General features: G+C 57.1%; 18 protein-coding genes. 13 read left to right on the top strand and 5 right to left on the bottom strand.

All coding sequences use genetic code 11. The annotated features are described in order from the left end of the window. Position 1: 1 nt before the first annotated feature. The 7 genes from ACR0BZ_RS06505 to pheT all read left to right on the top strand — a co-directional run bounded on the left by ACR0BZ_RS06505 (position 2) and on the right by pheT (position 7,720). Positions 2 to 775 (top strand): GNAT family N-acetyltransferase, encoded by a 774-nt coding sequence (locus ACR0BZ_RS06505; protein WP_480919784.1) that lies wholly within the window; start codon positions 2 to 4, stop codon positions 773 to 775. Beyond that, positions 772 to 1,299, top strand: a complete 528-nt coding sequence (locus tag ACR0BZ_RS06510; protein WP_480558732.1) for a hypothetical protein — start codon at positions 772 to 774, stop codon at positions 1,297 to 1,299. Before ACR0BZ_RS06505 ends, ACR0BZ_RS06510 begins: the two co-directional genes overlap by 4 nt. Before the next feature lie 66 nt (positions 1,300 to 1,365). Beyond that, the gene (locus ACR0BZ_RS06515; RefSeq protein WP_480919785.1) at positions 1,366 to 2,736 is read left to right on the top strand and encodes a glutamate--cysteine ligase; all 1,371 of its coding nucleotides are present in this window, start codon (positions 1,366 to 1,368) and stop codon (positions 2,734 to 2,736) included. Between the two features lie 71 nt (positions 2,737 to 2,807). Then, positions 2,808 to 3,881: a phenylalanine--tRNA ligase subunit alpha gene (pheS, locus tag ACR0BZ_RS06520; protein ID WP_480919786.1), complete on the top strand. Its 1,074-nt coding sequence runs from the start codon at positions 2,808 to 2,810 to the stop codon at positions 3,879 to 3,881. Beyond that, a complete protein-coding gene (locus tag ACR0BZ_RS06525) occupies positions 3,878 to 4,216 on the top strand; it encodes a DUF2513 domain-containing protein (protein ID WP_480919787.1) in 339 nt (112 codons plus the stop codon). Before pheS ends, ACR0BZ_RS06525 begins: the two co-directional genes overlap by 4 nt. Positions 4,217 to 4,438: 222 nt before the next feature. After that, positions 4,439 to 5,245 (top strand): CE1 family esterase, encoded by an 807-nt coding sequence (locus tag ACR0BZ_RS06530; protein WP_480919788.1) that lies wholly within the window; start codon positions 4,439 to 4,441, stop codon positions 5,243 to 5,245. Positions 5,246 to 5,323: 78 nt separating this feature from the next. Then, positions 5,324 to 7,720, top strand: a complete 2,397-nt coding sequence (pheT, locus tag ACR0BZ_RS06535; protein WP_480919789.1) for a phenylalanine--tRNA ligase subunit beta — start codon at positions 5,324 to 5,326, stop codon at positions 7,718 to 7,720. 43 nt (positions 7,721 to 7,763) lie between these two features. On the opposite strand, the gene ACR0BZ_RS06540 is transcribed toward pheT, so the two are convergent. Next, complete coding sequence (locus ACR0BZ_RS06540; RefSeq protein ID WP_480919790.1) at positions 7,764 to 8,648, bottom strand: LysR family transcriptional regulator; 885 nt, start codon at positions 8,646 to 8,648, stop codon at positions 7,764 to 7,766. Positions 8,649 to 8,734: 86 nt separating this feature from the next. Here ACR0BZ_RS06540 and ACR0BZ_RS06545 point away from each other — a divergent pair, with 86 nt between their 5' ends. After that, positions 8,735 to 9,367, top strand: coding sequence for a methyltransferase domain-containing protein (locus ACR0BZ_RS06545; protein ID WP_480506657.1), 633 nt, complete (start codon positions 8,735 to 8,737; stop codon positions 9,365 to 9,367). 74 nt (positions 9,368 to 9,441) lie between these two features. After that, a complete protein-coding gene (locus ACR0BZ_RS06550) occupies positions 9,442 to 9,891 on the top strand; it encodes a YtoQ family protein (RefSeq protein WP_209506645.1) in 450 nt (149 codons plus the stop codon). 47 nt (positions 9,892 to 9,938) lie between these two features. On the opposite strand, the gene ACR0BZ_RS06555 is transcribed toward ACR0BZ_RS06550, so the two are convergent. After that, complete coding sequence (locus ACR0BZ_RS06555) at positions 9,939 to 10,637, bottom strand: glutathione S-transferase N-terminal domain-containing protein (protein ID WP_480506659.1); 699 nt, start codon at positions 10,635 to 10,637, stop codon at positions 9,939 to 9,941. A 142-nt stretch (positions 10,638 to 10,779) separates the two neighbouring features. On the opposite strand from ACR0BZ_RS06555, the gene mscL reads away from it, so the two are divergent. Together mscL and ACR0BZ_RS06565 are read left to right on the top strand one after the other, a co-directional pair. Beyond that, positions 10,780 to 11,208, top strand: coding sequence for a large conductance mechanosensitive channel protein MscL (gene mscL / locus ACR0BZ_RS06560; RefSeq protein ID WP_209598698.1), 429 nt, complete (start codon positions 10,780 to 10,782; stop codon positions 11,206 to 11,208). Between the two features lie 130 nt (positions 11,209 to 11,338). Then, on the top strand, positions 11,339 to 12,127 hold the full coding sequence (locus tag ACR0BZ_RS06565; protein ID WP_480506817.1) for a mechanosensitive ion channel family protein: 789 nt from the start codon (positions 11,339 to 11,341) through the stop codon (positions 12,125 to 12,127). 161 nt (positions 12,128 to 12,288) lie between these two features. Here the strand turns inward: ACR0BZ_RS06565 and ald are convergent, their stop codons facing one another. Further along, positions 12,289 to 13,407, bottom strand: coding sequence for an alanine dehydrogenase (gene ald, locus ACR0BZ_RS06570; protein WP_267366958.1), 1,119 nt, complete (start codon positions 13,405 to 13,407; stop codon positions 12,289 to 12,291). A gap of 135 nt (positions 13,408 to 13,542) precedes the next feature. Here ald and ACR0BZ_RS06575 point away from each other — a divergent pair, with 135 nt between their 5' ends. Beyond that, a complete protein-coding gene (locus tag ACR0BZ_RS06575) occupies positions 13,543 to 14,001 on the top strand; it encodes an Lrp/AsnC family transcriptional regulator (RefSeq protein ID WP_209506641.1) in 459 nt (152 codons plus the stop codon). A 3-nt stretch (positions 14,002 to 14,004) separates the two neighbouring features. Here the strand turns inward: ACR0BZ_RS06575 and ACR0BZ_RS06580 are convergent, their stop codons facing one another. After that, complete coding sequence (locus ACR0BZ_RS06580) at positions 14,005 to 14,844, bottom strand: CPBP family intramembrane glutamic endopeptidase (protein WP_480919791.1); 840 nt, start codon at positions 14,842 to 14,844, stop codon at positions 14,005 to 14,007. 252 nt (positions 14,845 to 15,096) lie between these two features. Here ACR0BZ_RS06580 and ppk2 point away from each other — a divergent pair, with 252 nt between their 5' ends. Beyond that, positions 15,097 to 16,035, top strand: a complete 939-nt coding sequence (gene ppk2, locus ACR0BZ_RS06585) for a polyphosphate kinase 2 (RefSeq protein WP_267365547.1) — start codon at positions 15,097 to 15,099, stop codon at positions 16,033 to 16,035. Positions 16,036 to 16,083: 48 nt separating this feature from the next. Here the strand turns inward: ppk2 and ACR0BZ_RS06590 are convergent, their stop codons facing one another. Further along, positions 16,084 to 17,214: a CAP domain-containing protein gene (locus ACR0BZ_RS06590; protein WP_480919792.1), complete on the bottom strand. Its 1,131-nt coding sequence runs from the start codon at positions 17,212 to 17,214 to the stop codon at positions 16,084 to 16,086. Positions 17,215 to 17,277 lie beyond the last annotated feature (63 nt).

Here is a 17,277-nt window from a genome sequence, read left to right on the forward strand (position 1 = left end):
AATGTTTTTGCGCAGCAATTTGGCGGCCCACGGGGTGGGGTTGAATGCGAATGAATATTCCAGCCGCTACTTCATCTGGGGTGAGGATCAGGTTCAGGGTGTCTTTGGGCTCAGCAAGAAGGGCTATCTGATGGTTCAATTGCCCAACGCCGAAACCCAAGCTGCCGAGTGTTTCGCGCGGATGATCGAAGGCGAAACCGTTTTGGGTATGACGGGGGATGCACCTCAGGTCGAGCTGACGTTGGGCGCTTTGGGATTGGGGCAGGCGAAGTACCGGTTGAATCACGATGAACCGCTTTATCGACGTGACCTGCGAGGTCTGACTGAGGCACCTGTTCCATATCGCGATTTGCGCGCCGAGGATCGGTCAAGACTGCACACTTGGTTCGCGGATTACATCGAGGATACCGGACAGGCCGCAGGCGAAGAGGCGCGTGAGCTGGCGGCAGAGCGCGTCGAGGCGGAATTGACCGCAGGCAGGGCGATTGTCCTGATGGAAGGCGACGCGCCGGTTGCCATGGCGTCTGTAAATGCCAGGGTTCACGACCAAATTCAGGTCGGTGGTGTTTTTGTTCCACGTAAAAACAGAAATCGTGGCTTGGGTCGACGGGTCACGACCGCATTGATGCAGAAAGCAAAATCCGAGGGCGCGGCGGCAGCGATCCTGTTTGCGAACAACGCACCTGCCGCCCGTGCCTATGAGGCGATTGGGTTCCAACAGGTGGGTTGGTACAAGGTCGCTTTGCTTCAGGAACCGCAAAGGGTGCTCTCATGAGTTTCATCCGACCCGAGGCAAAACTGGCGCTTTGGCGTTGGCGCGAGGTTCTGGTCGCGGCTTTTGTCCTGATCCTTGGTCTGAGCTGGATCAGCGGGCCGGGCGGACTGTTGGCCTGGATAGGCTGGTTTCTGATTGTCGTGTCAGCGGCTTTGGCCGTGATCGGCATACAGCGCGCGCGCTTCAGAACAGGTGTGGGCGGGCAAGGTGTCGTGACGATTGATGAAGGTCAGATCACTTATCTTGGCCCCTTGGATGGCGGCATCGTCGCGTCCCGCGAAATTGAGCGTTTGGCCCTTGACCCGACCTCCGACCCCGCACATTGGGTTCTGGATCAGCCGGGCCAGCCAACGCTTCACATTCCTGTGAATGCAGAAGGAGCCGAGGCGTTGTTCGACGTGTTCTCAAACCTGCCTGGCCTCAAAACCGAGCAAATGCTGTCGGAACTCAACGGCAAATCGCAGCATCCGGTCGTTATCTGGGAACGTACACCGTCGCGCCCGGCGCATTTGCCGTTGCATTGACACTGGCGCCATTTCCGACCACCACTTGACCTTCAAAACAGACACAGCAGGATCGGAGCACGGTTCATGTCCATCCCTCAGTCCGGCGGCGGTCCGATCGAACGCCATGAACAACTGGCCGAATATCTGGAATCGGGTTGCAAACCCAAGCAAGATTGGCGCATCGGCACCGAGCATGAGAAATTCGGCTATTGCAAGGACACGCTGAAACCTCTGCCTTTTGAAGGAAAGCGATCCATTGTCGCCGTGTTGGAGGGGTTGCGGGATCGCCACGGCTGGGGAGAGGTCCGTGAATCCGGTCATCTGATCGGTCTGGAAAAGGACGGCGCAAATGTCAGCCTTGAACCGGGTGGCGCGCTGGAGCTATCGGGTGCTCCGCTGGAAACGATCCATGAAACCTGCGATGAGGTGAATACTCACCTGCGCGAGGTGAAGGATATCGCCGATGAGATCGGTGTGGGATTCATCGGTCTGGGCGCGGCGCCGATCTGGACGCATGACCAGATGCCGCTGATGCCCAAGGGGCGGTATCGGCTGATGAACGATTATATGGAAAAAGTCGGCACCATGGGCCGCGCCATGATGCGGCGGACGTGTACCGTTCAGGTTAATATCGACTTCGGGTCCGAAGCCGACATGGTACAGAAACTGCGCGTGGCGCTGGCATTGCAGCCGGTAGCGACGGCGCTGTTTGCCAATTCTCCGTTCTTCGAAGGTAAAATGAACGGCCAGAAAAGCTGGCGCAGCCATATCTGGCGACATCTGGACGATGCGCGCACGGGCATGTTGCCCTTCGTGTTCGAGGATGGCTTTGGATTCGAACGCTATGTCCAATACGCGCTCGATGTTCCGATGTATTTTGTCTACCGCGACGGGCAGTACATCAACGCGCTGGGCATGTCGTTCCGCGATTTCCTCAAGGGTGAATTGCCTGCATTGCCGGGAGAAACGCCGACCCTGTCGGATTGGGCCGATCACCTGACGACGGCCTTCCCCGAAGCGCGGATCAAGAAGTTCATGGAGATGCGTGGCGCGGATGGTGGCCCTTGGCGACGGCTTTGCGCCTTGCCGGCCTTCTGGGTTGGGCTGACTTATGACCAAACCGCGCTGGATGCAGCGTGGGATCTGGTCAAAGGTTGGGATGCCGAAACGCGCGAGGGGCTGCGTGTTGCGGCGGCCAAAGACGGGCTTCAGGCGCAGGTTGGCAATGTCAACATGCATGATCTGGCGCGTGAAGTTGTGGCGATCTCTGAGGCGGGCTTGAAAGCCCGCGCGCGCCCTGGTGCTGGTGGGCTGGTCCCGGATGAGACGCATTTCCTGAACGCGTTGAAGGAAAGCATCGACACCGGCAAGGTGCCGGCAGATGAGTTGCTGGAACACTACAATGGCGACTGGAATGGCGATCTGACCCGGATTTATCCCGAATACAGCTATTGATGCGCACCGTCCCGCTTGCAATCGCGGGGCGGGGCCGATAGCAGGTTCTCGACCAAATTCAGAGGGCCGTCATGGACGATCTTAAGGCAAAATATCTGGGCCAAATCGCCGAAGCAGGCGACGAAAACGCGCTTGAGGCGATCCGCGTCGCGGCTGTTGGCAAAAAAGGCGAGGTCGCGCTGAAGATGCGTGAGCTGGGCAAGATGACGCCCGAGGAACGTCAGGTCGCAGGCCCGGCGCTGAATGCCCTGAAGGACGAGATCAACTCGGCGCTGTCCGCCAAGAAAGCCGCGCTAGCCGATGCCGCACTGGATGAGCGCCTGCGAACCGAATGGCTGGACGTCACCCTGCCGACCCGCCCGCGCCGTCAGGGATCAATCCACCCGATCAGCCAGGCGACCGAGGAACTAACTGCGATCTTTGCTGAACTGGGCTTCTCGGTGGCCGAAGGGCCGCGTGTTGAAGACGACTGGTACAATTTCGACGCGCTGAACATCCCCGGTCACCACCCCGCGCGGGCCGAGATGGACACGTTCTATATGCACCGCGCCGAAGGCGACAATCGCCCGCCGCACGTGCTGCGCACACATACGTCTCCGGTACAGATCCGGTCGATGGAGAAACAGGGCGCGCCGATCCGCGTGATCTGTCCGGGTGGCGTCTACCGCGCCGATTACGACCAGACCCACACGCCGATGTTCCATCAGGTCGAGGGGCTGGCCATCGACAAGGATATCTCGATGGCGAACCTGAAATGGGTTCTGGAAGAGTTCGTGAAAGCATTCTTCGAGGTCGACGATGTCGAACTGCGCTTCCGCGCCTCGCACTTCCCCTTCACCGAGCCATCAGCCGAGGTTGATATCCGCTGTTCGTGGGATAACGGCCAGCTGAAGATCGGCGAGGGCGACGACTGGATGGAGATTCTGGGATCCGGCATGGTCCACCCCAAGGTGATCGCTGCCGGTGGAATTGATCCCGAGGTTTATCAGGGCTTTGCGTTTGGCATCGGGATCGACCGTCTGGCGATGCTGAAATACGGTATTCCGGACCTGCGGGCGTTCTTTGATTCTGACCTACGCTGGCTTCGGCATTACGGGTTTGCAGCGCTGGATATGCCGAACCTGCATGGTGGTTTGTCTCGGTGAAGCGAGACCGCGACTACGCCAGAGAAATGCTGCTGGAAATGCAATCCAGCCGAACGGGGATTATCCTGCACGAGTTGGTATTGAATCCTAGCGACGATGAACTCAAACTCGACCACCATCTTGATCTTTTGATGGATGAAGGTCTGGTCGTCAAGAAAGGCCAGCACGGATATCGACTTACGCCGCTTGGGCATGATGCCGTGGAAGCAATTGAAAAACCTGAGACTTGGAAGAAGCTACGAGAGGCTGCGCCAAAAGAAGCCTACGAAATAGTTAAAGGCATAGGCTCATCTTTGGCGATAACTGCGCTCTCGAAAGTGATGGGGTGGGGTTAACGGCCTCTATCACTATGAAGCTCGCTCGGAGCAAAGGCCCATAGGCCGCGCTATCGCCATCATGCGGTCTGGCCATAGCGCGGCTTGATGCTTTGACCTGAGTTAGGGCGGGCTTCAGCCCGCCATGTGCGGTTGGTGGGTGCCGGGCTGAAGCCCGGCCTGCGTTCGGACCACACCGATATGTTAAGTGACAGGGCGGAATGCCCCGTTAGGGTCGGGCGCATGATCCGTCGATTGCTCTGCCTTCTTCTGCTGATGACCGCGCCCGCCTTTGCCATGGGTCCCTGGAAAACCGAATGCCACGGCGTTATTGCCTGTGATCTCGGTGACCGCTCGTATCACGTTCTTGAACCTGATGGCTGGGATGGTGAAACACCTCTGCCGGTGCTGCTGCATTTCCATGGTTGGGCGCGGCAAGGAACCGTGGTGGTGAACCACGAACGGATTGCCGGGGCCACGAAACGTCGGGGTGTGCTGCTGGTGGCCCCGAACGGTTTGGGCAAAAGCTGGGATTTCTGGTCCGCAAGCTCGGATGATGTGCCTTTTGCCGACCGGGTGCTTGAGGATGTCTCCCGGCGCTATCCGATCGACGCGACCCGCATCTATGTATCAGGCTATTCCTATGGCAGCGCGATGGCGTGGCGCTTTGTCTGTGAAACCGGCGATGATATTGCAGCACTGCTGGGTGTGGCCGGAACACTCCGCCAGACCGAAAACTGCCCGCAAGCCCCGCGAGAAGTGCGGCATGTCCATGGGACAGATGACACTGTGATGGATTTCCCGTTTGGTCCGGGTGGCGATACAACGTATCCGGTGGCGCTGTGGCGTGAGAAATACGGCTGCGATGCAGCCACCCCGCGGGGTGATTGGAGTGTGGAACCGTTCCTGACCCTTAGCCGAGTGGAATGGACCGATTGCACGCAGGGGCAGGTGGTGCTGGACACGCATCCCGGCGGGCATTTCATCCCCCATGGCTGGATCGGATGGCAGCTGGATGAGCTTTTGGGCCGCACCCCCACGTATCCGTGACGCGCAGAGCTTGCACCCCGGCGCATTCTTTGCCATTGCCTGTGCCGACTGGATGTTTGCCAAAAAAGGCCCCGTGCAATGAAATTCACTCTGTCCTGGCTGAAAGACCACCTCGACACTGATGCTTCGGTTGATGAAATCGCCGAGGCGCTGACCGATCTCGGGCTTGAGGTCGAAGAGATCGTGAACCCGGCCGAACGGCTGGCAGGCTTTACGCTGGGCTATGTGAAACACGCCGAAAAACACCCCGACGCAGACAAGCTGCGCGTTTGCAAGGTCGATACGGACGAGGGCGAGCTACAGATTATTTGCGGTGCGCCCAATGCGCGTGAAGGGATCACCGTCGTGGTCTGCAAACCGGGCATGTATATCCCCGGTCTGGACCTGACGATCAGCGTCGGCAAGATCCGCGGTATCGAGAGCTTTGGCATGATGGCGTCCGAGCGTGAGCTGGAGCTGTCGGATGAACATGATGGCATCATCGAACTGCCTTCGGGCGAAGTGGGTGATACATTCGTGGACTGGCTTGCAGAAAACGACCCGTCCAAAGTCGATCCGATGATCGAAATCGCGATCACTCCGAACCGCCCGGATGCGTTGGGGGTTGAAGGGATTGCGCGCGATCTGGCCGCGCGTGGAATTGGCACGTTGAAGCAGCGTGATTATACGCCTGTTCCGGGTGATTTCGAGTGCCCGATCAAGGTGACGATCGACGAGGACACGCTGGACGGAGCGCCGCATTTCACCGGCCGTTTGATCCGTGGCGTGAAGAATGGCCCCAGCCCGCAATGGCTGCAGGATCAGTTGAAGGCCATAGGTCTGCGTCCGATCTCGGCGCTGGTGGATATCACCAATTACATGACCTACGATCACAACCGCCCGTTGCACGTGTTCGACGCCGACAAGGTGCAGGGCAACCTGCGGGTGCACCGCGCCAAAGGCGGCGAGACGCTGGTCGCACTGGATGAAAAAGAATACACGCTGCAACCCGGAATGATGGTGATTTCGGATGACAAGGGCCCGGAATCGATTGCGGGCATCATGGGCGGTGAGGAAACCGGATGTACCGAGGAAACGGTAAACGTTTTCCTCGAAAGCGCGTTCTGGGATCATGTGCAAATTGCGCTCACAGGCCGTGCGCTCAAGATCAATTCCGACGCGCGCTATCGGTTCGAGCGCGGTGTTGACCCGGAATACACCCGCGAGGGGCTGGAACACGCGACCCAGATGATTCTGGATATCTGCGGCGGAGAAGCCTCCAACGTGGTTGAGGCTGGCAAAGCGCCGAACCATGCGCGCGCCTACAAGCTGAATGCGGAAAGGGTGCAGTCTCTGGTCGGGATGGATATTCCCGAAAGCGAACAGCGACAGACCCTGACCCGTCTGGGCTTTCGTCTGGAAGGCGAGATGGCCCATGTCCCCAGCTGGCGCCCGGATATCCTGGGCGAGGCTGATCTGGTGGAAGAGGTCGCGCGGATTGCTTCCTTGACCAAGCTGCAAGGCCGGCCGTTGCCGCGCGTGACCGAGGGGATACCGAAACCGGTGATGACCCCGGCGCAGCGCCGTCAGTCCATGGCGCGCCGTACCTGCGCGGCGCTGGGTTATAACGAATGCGTCAGTTATACGTTCATTGATCAGGCTTCGGCGGCTTTGTTCGGTGGTGGCGATACTACGACCATGCTGGAAAACCCGATCTCATCCGAGATGAGCCATATGCGCCCCGATCTGCTGCCCGGCCTGTTGCAGGCTGCCGCCCGCAATCAGGCGCGCGGATTCGCGGATGTCGCCCTGTTCGAGGTCGGTCCGGTCTTTCACAATGGCGAGCCGGGTGATCAGAAAACCCAGATCACCGGCCTGCTGGTAGGACGTTCCGGCCCCAAGGATGTGCACGGTGCTGCGCGCCCAGTGGACGTGTTCGACGCCAAGGCAGATGTCGAGGCTGTTCTGGCCGCCGTTGGCGCGCCCGAAAAGGTTCAGATTCTGCGCGACGGCGATCCATGGTGGCATCCGGGTCGTCATGGCAAGATCTGTCTGGGTCCGAAAAAAGTACTGGCTGTCTTCGGAGAGTTGCACCCGCGCATTCTGCAGGCGATGGACATAAAAGGTCCGGCAATGGCGTTTACCATCTGGCCGGACGAAGTGCCTTTGCCCCGCAAATCCGGGGCCACCCGCGCTGCGCTGGAACTGCGCGACTTGCAGGCGGTCGAGCGTGATTTTGCCTTTGTTGTCGATGCCGATGTCGAAGCGCTGACGTTGGTAAACGCAGCCGCAGGTGCCGACAAGGCACTGATTGAGGGCGTGCGTGTCTTTGACGAATTCATCGGCGGCAGCCTTGGCGAAGGCAAGAAGTCTCTTGCCATTACCGTGCGCCTGCAACCGACTGAGGCGACGCTGAAAGAAAAGGACATCGAAGCCGTAGCCGAGAAGATCATTGCCAAGGTTGCCAAGGCGACGGGTGGGGTCCTTCGCGGTTAGAGCTCTGAGGCTCCAATGGAAAGCGCGCCTTCGGGCGCGTTTTTTATTTGGACAGGAACTTGGTCAGTAAGTCATAGACCAGCCGGATGCGGCGGCTGGTGTGCAACTCGCGATGCGTGGTCAACCAGATCGGAAATGTGATAGCCTCCATCCCGGGGCACACACGCTCCATACCTGGTGCCGCATCACCGACGGTCTGCGACATGGGCGCTATGCCAAAGCCTTGTTTGGCATATTCCCAAGCCACTATTCCGTTCTGAGACCCAAGCCGGAAATTCTCGTTGGTCAGGTGAATGCCAAGCGGTTTCAGATAGGCGATCATCTGATTGTCGTCGCCGAAGCTGATGAACTCATGCCGTGAAAGGTCCTGCTTTGATTTCGGGCGTCCCGCACGGTTGAGATATTCTGTGGTTGCATAGAAATGCCCCGACGCCTCCTGTACCTGTTTCGCGATTAGGTCGGGTTGATCAGGACGGACATGGCGGATCGCGATATCTGCCTCGCGCCGCATAAGATCCTGAATATCGTTTGAGGCAATCACGTCAATCCGCAGGCGCGGGGCTTGCGTCCGGATTTCGCGCAGCAGGTCGGGCAAGACATAGGCCGACATCACGTCACTGGCAGTGATGCGAACCCGGCCTTCAATGGATTGTGCCTGTCCGGATGCCGTCAGCGCGATGCGGTTGGCGGCGTCCCCCATTTTGCGAGTATGATCCAGCAGCTCCAATCCAGCCTGAGTGATCTCAAGAGTTCTGCCAACCCGTTCAAACAGCATCACGCCCAAGTCCTGTTCAAGCGCTGCTATCTGGCGACTAAGCGTAGGCTGGGTTTGCCGTAGCTGCCGTGCCGCTGCGGAAAATGACCCGGTTTCAGCCGTCGCCAGAAAGGCCCGGATGTGGTTCCAATCAAAATCGCCAAAATCATTCATACAAAAATGTATAGTAAACCTGCAAATTTCGGCAATTTATATTCGGTCTGCGCATGAATAATTTCTCGCCGAAAGGAGACTCCTCTATGACCACGACCGCGAAATTTTGGGATGGAGTGGCCGAGAAATATGCCCGCTCGCCTATCAAAGACATGGCTTCGTACGAGCAAACGCTGGAACGGACAGCGTCTTACCTGAAGAAAACCGATGATGTTCTGGAACTTGGGTGCGGCACGGGCATGACTGCTCTGAAGCTTTCCGGATATGTAGGATCTATCACTGCAACCGACGTGTCCCCCGGTATGTTGGCCGTTGGACGTCGAAACGCCGCTTCGCAAAGCATCGAAAACGTCACCTTTGCCGAGGCTGATGCAAATCAACCGCCTCAGGGTTCATTTGATGCGGCGCTGGCATTCAACCTTTTGCATCTGGTCGAAGATCTGGATCTGACATTGAGCCGAGTACACTCGGTCCTTAGACCCGGCGGACTGTTTATTTCGAAAACCTTTTGCCGGCCGTCCAGCGGGGCGAGCCTGAAGTATTACGCTGTTCGTCTCGCGCTGCCGATCATGCAGTTCTTTGGTAAGGCTCCGTTTGTGCGATTCCTGCCTGAGGCGGATCTTGATGCGGCCCTTGAACGCGCCGGGTTCAGCATCATCGAGAGCGACAGTTTCCCCTTACGTGACGCCCGCCGATTCCTAGTGGCTCGTAAAATGTAAGGTTTTTCCGGAATCCGCGTTGGGCTTTGGGTGTGGGACCCTTAAATTGGTCGGGAACAACAGCGGAGTTTGCCATGGGCCTGAACGTATATCTTTCCGGAGAAATCCACACCGACTGGCGTGAACAGATCATCGATGGGGCGCAAGGGTTGGACGTGACCTTCAACGGCCCTGTGACCGATCACGCGGCCAGTGATGATTGTGGTGTAGCCATTCTGGGGGCCGAGCCGAACAAGTATTGGCACGACCACAAGGGTGCGATGGTCAATGCGATCCGGACCCGCAAGGGGATTGCGGATGCGGATGTTGTCGTCGTCAGGTTTGGTGACAAGTACAAACAGTGGAACGCCGCCTTTGATGCGGGTTATGCTGCAGCACTGGGCAAGTCTATCATCGTTCTGCACGGCCCGGATCATCAGCACGCGCTGAAAGAAGTTGATGCCGCCGCACTGGCCGTTGCGGAAGAACCTGCTCAGGTGGTCGAAATTCTGCGTTACGTGCTGACTGGTGCTCTGCCCGGCTGATCGATGAAAGGGGCGCCGGTTTGGCGCCCCATTTCTTTTAACTGTTATCAGTCTCGTGCCGGTATGGCTTTGCCGCGCTGAACCGCTGGGCGTTGGAAGAAACGATCAACATAAGCGACGACATTGGAATAGCCGTCCCAATCAACCACATCCTTCGCGCCATAGAAATCCAGCGCATTCAGCCACGGAGCAAGCGCGATATCCGCGATGGAATACTCGCCTGCGATCCAGTCCTGTCCTTCCAGTTGCGTGTTCACTACGTTCAGCAGGCGCTTGGCTTCGTTGATGTAACGCTCGCGCGGGCGCGGATCTTCTATCTCGCTGCCAGCGAACTTGTAGAAAAACCCGAGCTGGCCAAACATTGGCCCGATGCCTCCCATCTGAAACATCAGCCATTGGGTGATCCGGTGCTTGTCCGCTGCGCTTTGACCCAGGAACTTACCTGTTTTTTCGGCCAGATACAGAAGGATGGCACCGCTTTCGAACAGGGCCAGCGGCACACCATCCGGGCCGTCGGGGTCGATTATCGCCGGGATCTTGTTGTTCGGGTTAAGCGACAGGAACTCGGAGCTTTTAACATCAGCATCTGCCAGTGTCACCAGATGCGCCTCATAGGGCAGGCCGGTTTCCTCAAGCATGATCGAGGCTTTAACGCCGTTTGGTGTTGGATAGGAGTAGAGTTGAAGGATGCTGGGATTCTTCGCAGGCCATCTGTCGGTTACGAAAAAAGGTGCAAGTTGAGACATGAAACCCCCTGAGTAATGCCGTTTGGGGAAAAATAGGGTGGCTTTCCCCTAAAAAACATACCCTTCTTCATGCGTTTAACGCACAATTCCTATGCGCTCATGCGTGAACAGAGGCGTGGTCTAAAAAAACAAGAGGGATGCTATGCTGGAAGAATTCAAGACTTTCATTGCCAAGGGCAATGTCATGGACATGGCGGTCGGTATCATTATCGGTGCCGCATTTACTGCAATTGTTACCTCATTGGTGGGCGATCTGATCAATCCGCTTATTGGATTGTTCACAGGGGGTATCGACTTTACGAACAACTACGCCGTTCTGGCAGGTGACGTGGCCGAAGGTGCCAGCCTTGAAGCGGCACGTGAAGCAGGCGCATCCGTCTTTGCCTATGGTGCTTTCATAATGGCTATTATCAATTTCCTGATCATCGCCTGGGTCGTCTTCATGCTGGTAAAAATGGTGAACAAGGTCAAAGACGCTGCCGAAGCAGAGGAAGAAGCGGCTGAAGAGGCGCCCGCAGGTCCCAGCGAACTGGACATCCTGATGGAAATCCGGGACGCTTTGAAGAAATAGACCAGTAGTTCTGTTATGACATCGGGCTCCGCACCAATCGCGGAGCTTGTTTTATTGGAATTGACGAACAGAAAACACGAGGAAATTCGAGATGGAACAAACCGCCGACTTGGCTGAGCAGGCGATTGGTATGGCCAATCAATACTTGCCCATTGCCTTGAATGCAGCGAAGGCACTGATCGTTCTTGTTCTGGGCTGGATCGCCGCCCGAACGATCGCGGGTGTTGTACGCCGCCGGATCAACAAAACACCGCAGATCGACCCGACTCTTGGGAATTTTGCCGCCAGCGTGATCAAGTGGGCGATTTTGGCAATTGTTCTGGTCGCCGTTCTGGGGATCTTCGGGATAGAAGCCACCAGTATCGTCGCCATTCTGGGTGCTGCCTCTCTGGCTGTCGGGTTGGCACTGCAGGGTACGCTGAGTGATCTTGCGGCCGGTGTAATGTTGGTGGTTTTCCGGCCCTACAAGCTGGGACAGTATGTGGATATCGGTGGCACGGCAGGAACCGTTATGGACCTGAGCCTGTTCACGACCGAGCTTGTGACCCCCGACAACGTGCAGATCATTGTTCCAAACGGTCAGGCATGGGGGTCGATCATCACCAATTATTCAGCCCATGACACACGACGTGTCGATCTGGTTTTTGGAATTGATTATGGGGACAGCGCAGATACCGCCATGCAGATCATTCTGGATGTGGCCAAGGCCGACCAGCGCATTCACAGCGACCCTGAACCCTGGGTTCGGGTCACGAATCTGGGTGACAGTTCGGTCGATCTGACTGCGCGGCTATGGTGTGCCGCAGCCGATTACTGGGACGTCAAGTTCGAGCTTACGAAGGCGGTTAAAGAGGCGTTTGACGCCAAAGGTGTTTCGATTCCGTATCCGCATTCGGTCGAAATTCAGAAACAGGGATGACAGCTGGCGCCCATTGTTTGGGCGAGCATTCATCCTTTCCGCGTATTGAGAAGGGCACCGCGCAGAAACGCGGTGCCCTTTTTTGTGAAAGTCGTCGGTTCGATACCGACCGCGCCACCCTGAGAATTGCCGTCAACAGGCAACTTCAGGAGTGGAGGCGCTTACGATTTGACCACAACGTTTGGCGAAACGACGTCGATGCCAAGGGCCTTGCCAACGGCATAGTAGGTCAGTTTACCAGCATGAACGTTCAGACCTTCCAGCAGGTGCGGATCGTCCTGACATGCCTGTTTCCATCCCTTGTCGGCCAGCGACAGCATGAACGGCATCGTGGCATTGCCCAGTGCTATGGTCGAGGTGCGCGCAACAGCGCCCGGCATGTTGGCAACGCAGTAATGCATAATGCCATCGACATCGTAGATCGGATCGGCATGGGTGGTGGCTTTTGACGTTTCAAAGCACCCGCCTTGGTCGATGGCGACATCCACCAGTACTGCGCCGGGTTTCATCGTCGACAGTTGAGCGCGCGACACCAGTTTCGGTGCGGCTGCGCCGGGGATCAGAACAGCACCGATGACCATATCGGCGTCCTGGATCAGTTCAGCGGTCGCGCCTGCTGTCGAATACTGATTCTTGAAAGTTCCGCCAAAGACATCGTCCAGATAGCGAAGGCGCGGCAGCGACCGATCCAGAACGGTAACATCAGCTCCCATTCCGGCGGCAATCTTGGCCGCGTGTGTCCCGACGACACCGCCGCCAATCACAACAACTTTGGCCGGGCCGACGCCGGGAACGCCACCCATCAGAACCCCACGGCCACCATTGGCCTTCTGCAGGGTCCAGGATCCGACTTGAGGGGCCAGACGACCGGCGACCTCGGACATTGGTGCCAGCAGCGGCAGACCGCCGTTGGCATCTGTTACGGTTTCGTAGGCAATTGCGGTACAACCCGATTCCAGCAGGTCATGTGTCTGATCCGGATCCGGAGCCAGGTGCAGATAGGTGAACAGCAGCTGGTCTTCACGCAGCATCTTGCGCTCCACGGCCTGCGGTTCCTTGACCTTGACGATCATGTCGGCGGTGGCAAACACCTCTTCCGCGGTGTCGATAATTTGCGCGCCTGCGGCGACATAGGCGTCATTGTCGAAACCTGCGCCGATGCCCGCGCCGGACTCGATCAGGACTTGGTGTCCGCGAGCGACCGCTTCCTGAGCGGCATTGGGCGTCATCCCGACGCGGAATTCCTGAGGTTTGATTTCCTTGGGGCAACCGATTTTCATTGGGCTCTCCGTTCATAAGCTGCTTAAATTATGTGCATTTCGTGGCGCAATTTCTGTGAAAGAAAACGTGTCAGTAGACTTTTCTTTGGAAGAATTTCCCGTACTATTCAAAAAACTCGCAAAGGAATTGCAGGAATGAGCCTGGACACGACTGATCGAAAGATTCTGGCCGCACTTCAGAAGAATGGCCGGATGTCGAATTCGGAACTGTCTGAACAGGTCAACCTGTCTCCATCTGCGTGCCACCGCCGCGTTCAACGGTTGGAGGTTGACGGCTATATCCGCAACTATGTGGCTCTGCTGGATGCGCGGAAAATGAACGTGCCTACCACCGTCTTTGTCGAGATCACGCTACAAGGCCAGGCCGAAGAGGTTCTGGATGTGTTCGAAAAGGCGGTGGCCCGAATACCAGATGTGCTGGAGTGTCATCTGATGGCCGGAACCGCGGACTACATTCTGAAGGTCGTGGCGGAAAACACAGAAGATTTCGCGCGTATCCACCGGCAATACCTGTCGCGCTTGCCTGGGGTGGCGCAGATGCAAAGTTCATTTGCGCTGCGTACCGTGTTCAAGACCACGGCCTTGCCGGTCTGATCGTCATAACGGGCCGGGATAAGTGAACAGCAGCAGGTGGGTCAGATTGAACCCGAAATGCATCGCAACAGGCACCCAAAGCCGACCGGTTGCATAAAACCCCAACCCGCACCCCAGCCCGAGAAGGGATGCGAATACCACAAGCGCGGGTCCTCCGCCGATATGCGCCAATCCAAAGAGCAGGCTGGCAGCGACCAGACCGCCTGTTGCCCCAAGGCGCAAGGTAATGGCCGACTGCAAGTAGCCGCGAAAGAACGCCTCTTCCGTAAGACAAGTCAGAAACAGGTTGGACAGGCAAAATACCAGCCACCAATAAGGGGCTGAGAGATCCACGCGCACGGCGCCCAGCGATAGACCCAGCAGAAACAGGCCGGGCAGAATCAGAAAACCCGCTAGCAAAGGTCTTATTCTGGTCTGGATTGCGCTGTTCAGCATTCCGGGCCAAGCTAAAAGAACGGCAAAGAAGACCATGGGTTTGTCCAGATTCAGGTGCAGTGTGAAACTTGTGCTCGAGGCACTTGCCTGCACCTGATCTAGCAGTTTCAAATTGTTGAATCCTGGCAACAGATGTGCCCCCAATGCCAGGCACCACAGGATCAACAGCGTATGCCCCGCAATAGCCAGCAGACCTGTCTGGCGAGGGAGGAAGAAGGCCACGATCAGACCAAGCGCCACCGCCACGATTGCTGTCGGTGACATCAGTCCGGTAACCGAGGCGACACTGACGAACAGAACCAGCAGGGCATACGCAAGTCCGGTTCGTCGCCCCATCGCCGCGACTTGCGCTGTGATCAAGATCAGCCAGGGCCAAGTGACCGGCAATGTCGAAAAGAAATACGTCACGGCGTTCTCGTCTGAATTGTGGACCCAGTCATGCCGCACAAAAACAAGGCAATGCAAGCAACCTGAAAGCGCGTGATTGGCGCCTCGTGTCAATTCTTGTGCTTGTATCCTTTGGGCCAGACGTACAAATTCGGGTAAAAGACCATATACCCGTCCAGACCCTGATTTCCGATATAGACTGCTGCAACGGATCGGCTTCGATTTATCTGATGACATCAGGCGGTTACACAGGCCCGATATGGTTCGAACCCGATGACTGAGAAGGAGCTGATCTTGGCTTACGAGAACGATGGGGGCACCAAGAACTGGCTTGAGGCCGAATTGGAAGACACGCTGGATGAAGACTTCGAAATCGAGTTCAGCGAGCCTATGCTGTCGATGGAAGTCCGCAAAATCTATCGGGACCAGCACCCCGAAATGCTGGATCGCAAAGTCTATTTCCGAAACCTGCTGCGGTTGCAGGCCGAGTTGATCAAGGTGCAGGATTGGGTTCAGCACACTGGCGCCAAGGTTTGTATCCTGTTTGAAGGCCGTGATAGTGCGGGCAAGGGGGGCGTGATCAAACGGATCACGCAGCGCCTGAACCCCCGTGTCGCCCGTGTGGTCGCTCTGCCAGCCCCCAGTCGCCGCGAGCAGAGCCAATGGTATTTTCAACGCTACGTGCCGCATCTGCCTGCTGCGGGTGAAATCGTCTTGTTCGACCGCTCGTGGTACAACAGGGCGGGGGTTGAGCGAGTGATGGGCTTTGCGTCCGAGGATCAGGTTGAACAGTTCTTTCAGGACGTTCCCGAATTTGAACGGATGCTGGTGCGGTCAGGGATCATTCTGCTGAAATACTGGTTCTCGATCACGGATGAAGAGCAACAACTGCGGTTCCTCATGCGTATTCACGATCCGATGAAACAGTGGAAACTGTCACCGATGGATCTTGAATCCCGCATTCGCTGGGAGGCGTACACGAAGGCCAAGGAAGACATGTTGTTTCGAACCAACATACCAGAAGCACCGTGGTATATCGTTGAGGGCAATGACAAGAAACGCGAACGTCTGAATTGTATCGAGCATCTGTTGACAAGAATCCCCTACGAAGACGTGCCACAGGAAAAGGTCAATTTGCCTGACCGGCGGTACAATCCTGAATACGAGCGGCGGGTATTGCCAGACGAGCTTTACGTCCCAAAGATTTACTGAGCAACGCATGCGAGGCCGGCAGGGCCGACCTCGCACAATTTCAAGTGATCAGGCTGCATCCATCATGCAGTCATGGGTGAAGATATTGATCATGAAGACATCGCAGCCATCGTCTTCGGCTGTTTGGGTGTCGACAGGCTCAACCTCGGTCTCCGGAGTGGTATCTATGGCTGGCATGATATCGACGTCGTCATTATTGCCTGCCACATCAGTGCCGCCATTCATGTCGTCGCGCCAGTCAAACTCGTCAAACTGAGCTTGCAGGTTTTCAAGGAAGCTGGCGATTTCATCCAGGAAGGCCTGAACATCGAAGCAGAAGGCTTCCGGCTCACTATCATCGACGACTTCGGTATCGGGCGTTTCAGGTTGCGGGTCCTCGGTTTCGGTGACGTCAGTATCCGGCGCTTCAGGTTCCGGTTCTTCCGTCTCGGTGACGTCAGTGTCCGGTGTCTCGGGTGTTGGGTCCTCAGTGCCGGGGGTTTCAGGTTCCGGGTCTTCGGTCTCAGTGACGTCGGTATCGGGCGTTTCTGGGTCCGGCTCTTCCGTCTCTGTGACATCGGTGTCCGGTGTCTCGGGTATCGGTTCCCCGGTTTCTGGGGTCTCAGTCCCGGGCTCTTCGGTCTCGGTGACGTCAGTATCCGGGGTTTCGGTTTCTGGTTCCTCGGGCTCGGCAACCTCGTCCGGTGTTGTCGGAGGAACGGGCGGGGCGTTTGTATTGCCGTTGTCCAGCATGACAGCCGCGTCGGTTGCGGCAAAGTTTTGCGTAACCATCACCGCATCGAAGCCCTGCATGTCACCGGTTTCGATCCCGATCCCGACATACTTGAAATCCGGGTTCAGGATATTGGCGCGGTGCCCCGGACTGTTCATCAGGTTTTGATGCAACTGGGCGACATCGTCGCTGATACCCGGCGCGCCGCGTTCGGACTGCCATGCGATGTTTTCCCCGGTGCGCCAGCTTCCTTCAAGATCGAACCCCGCGTTTTGCATCCGCTGGGTTGCGCTGGAACCGCCTGAACCGGTGTGGCTGAAGGTGTCTGTATTCAGCATCCAGGTGCTGTGATCTTCGGACGAGTCGTTCAGCTGCGTTTCAAGTTGCAGCGGGTTGAGACCGCGGGATGTGCGCTCTTGGTTTATCAGCGCCAGCATCTCGCGTTCGTATGTACTTGCAGTCGACATATTTGCCTCCGTTTGTGTTTGTGCCCTTGCGGACGGGCTCACTTAGAGGCGGGGATGTCGGGG

This window comes from Ruegeria sp. P8 (genome assembly GCF_056534665.1).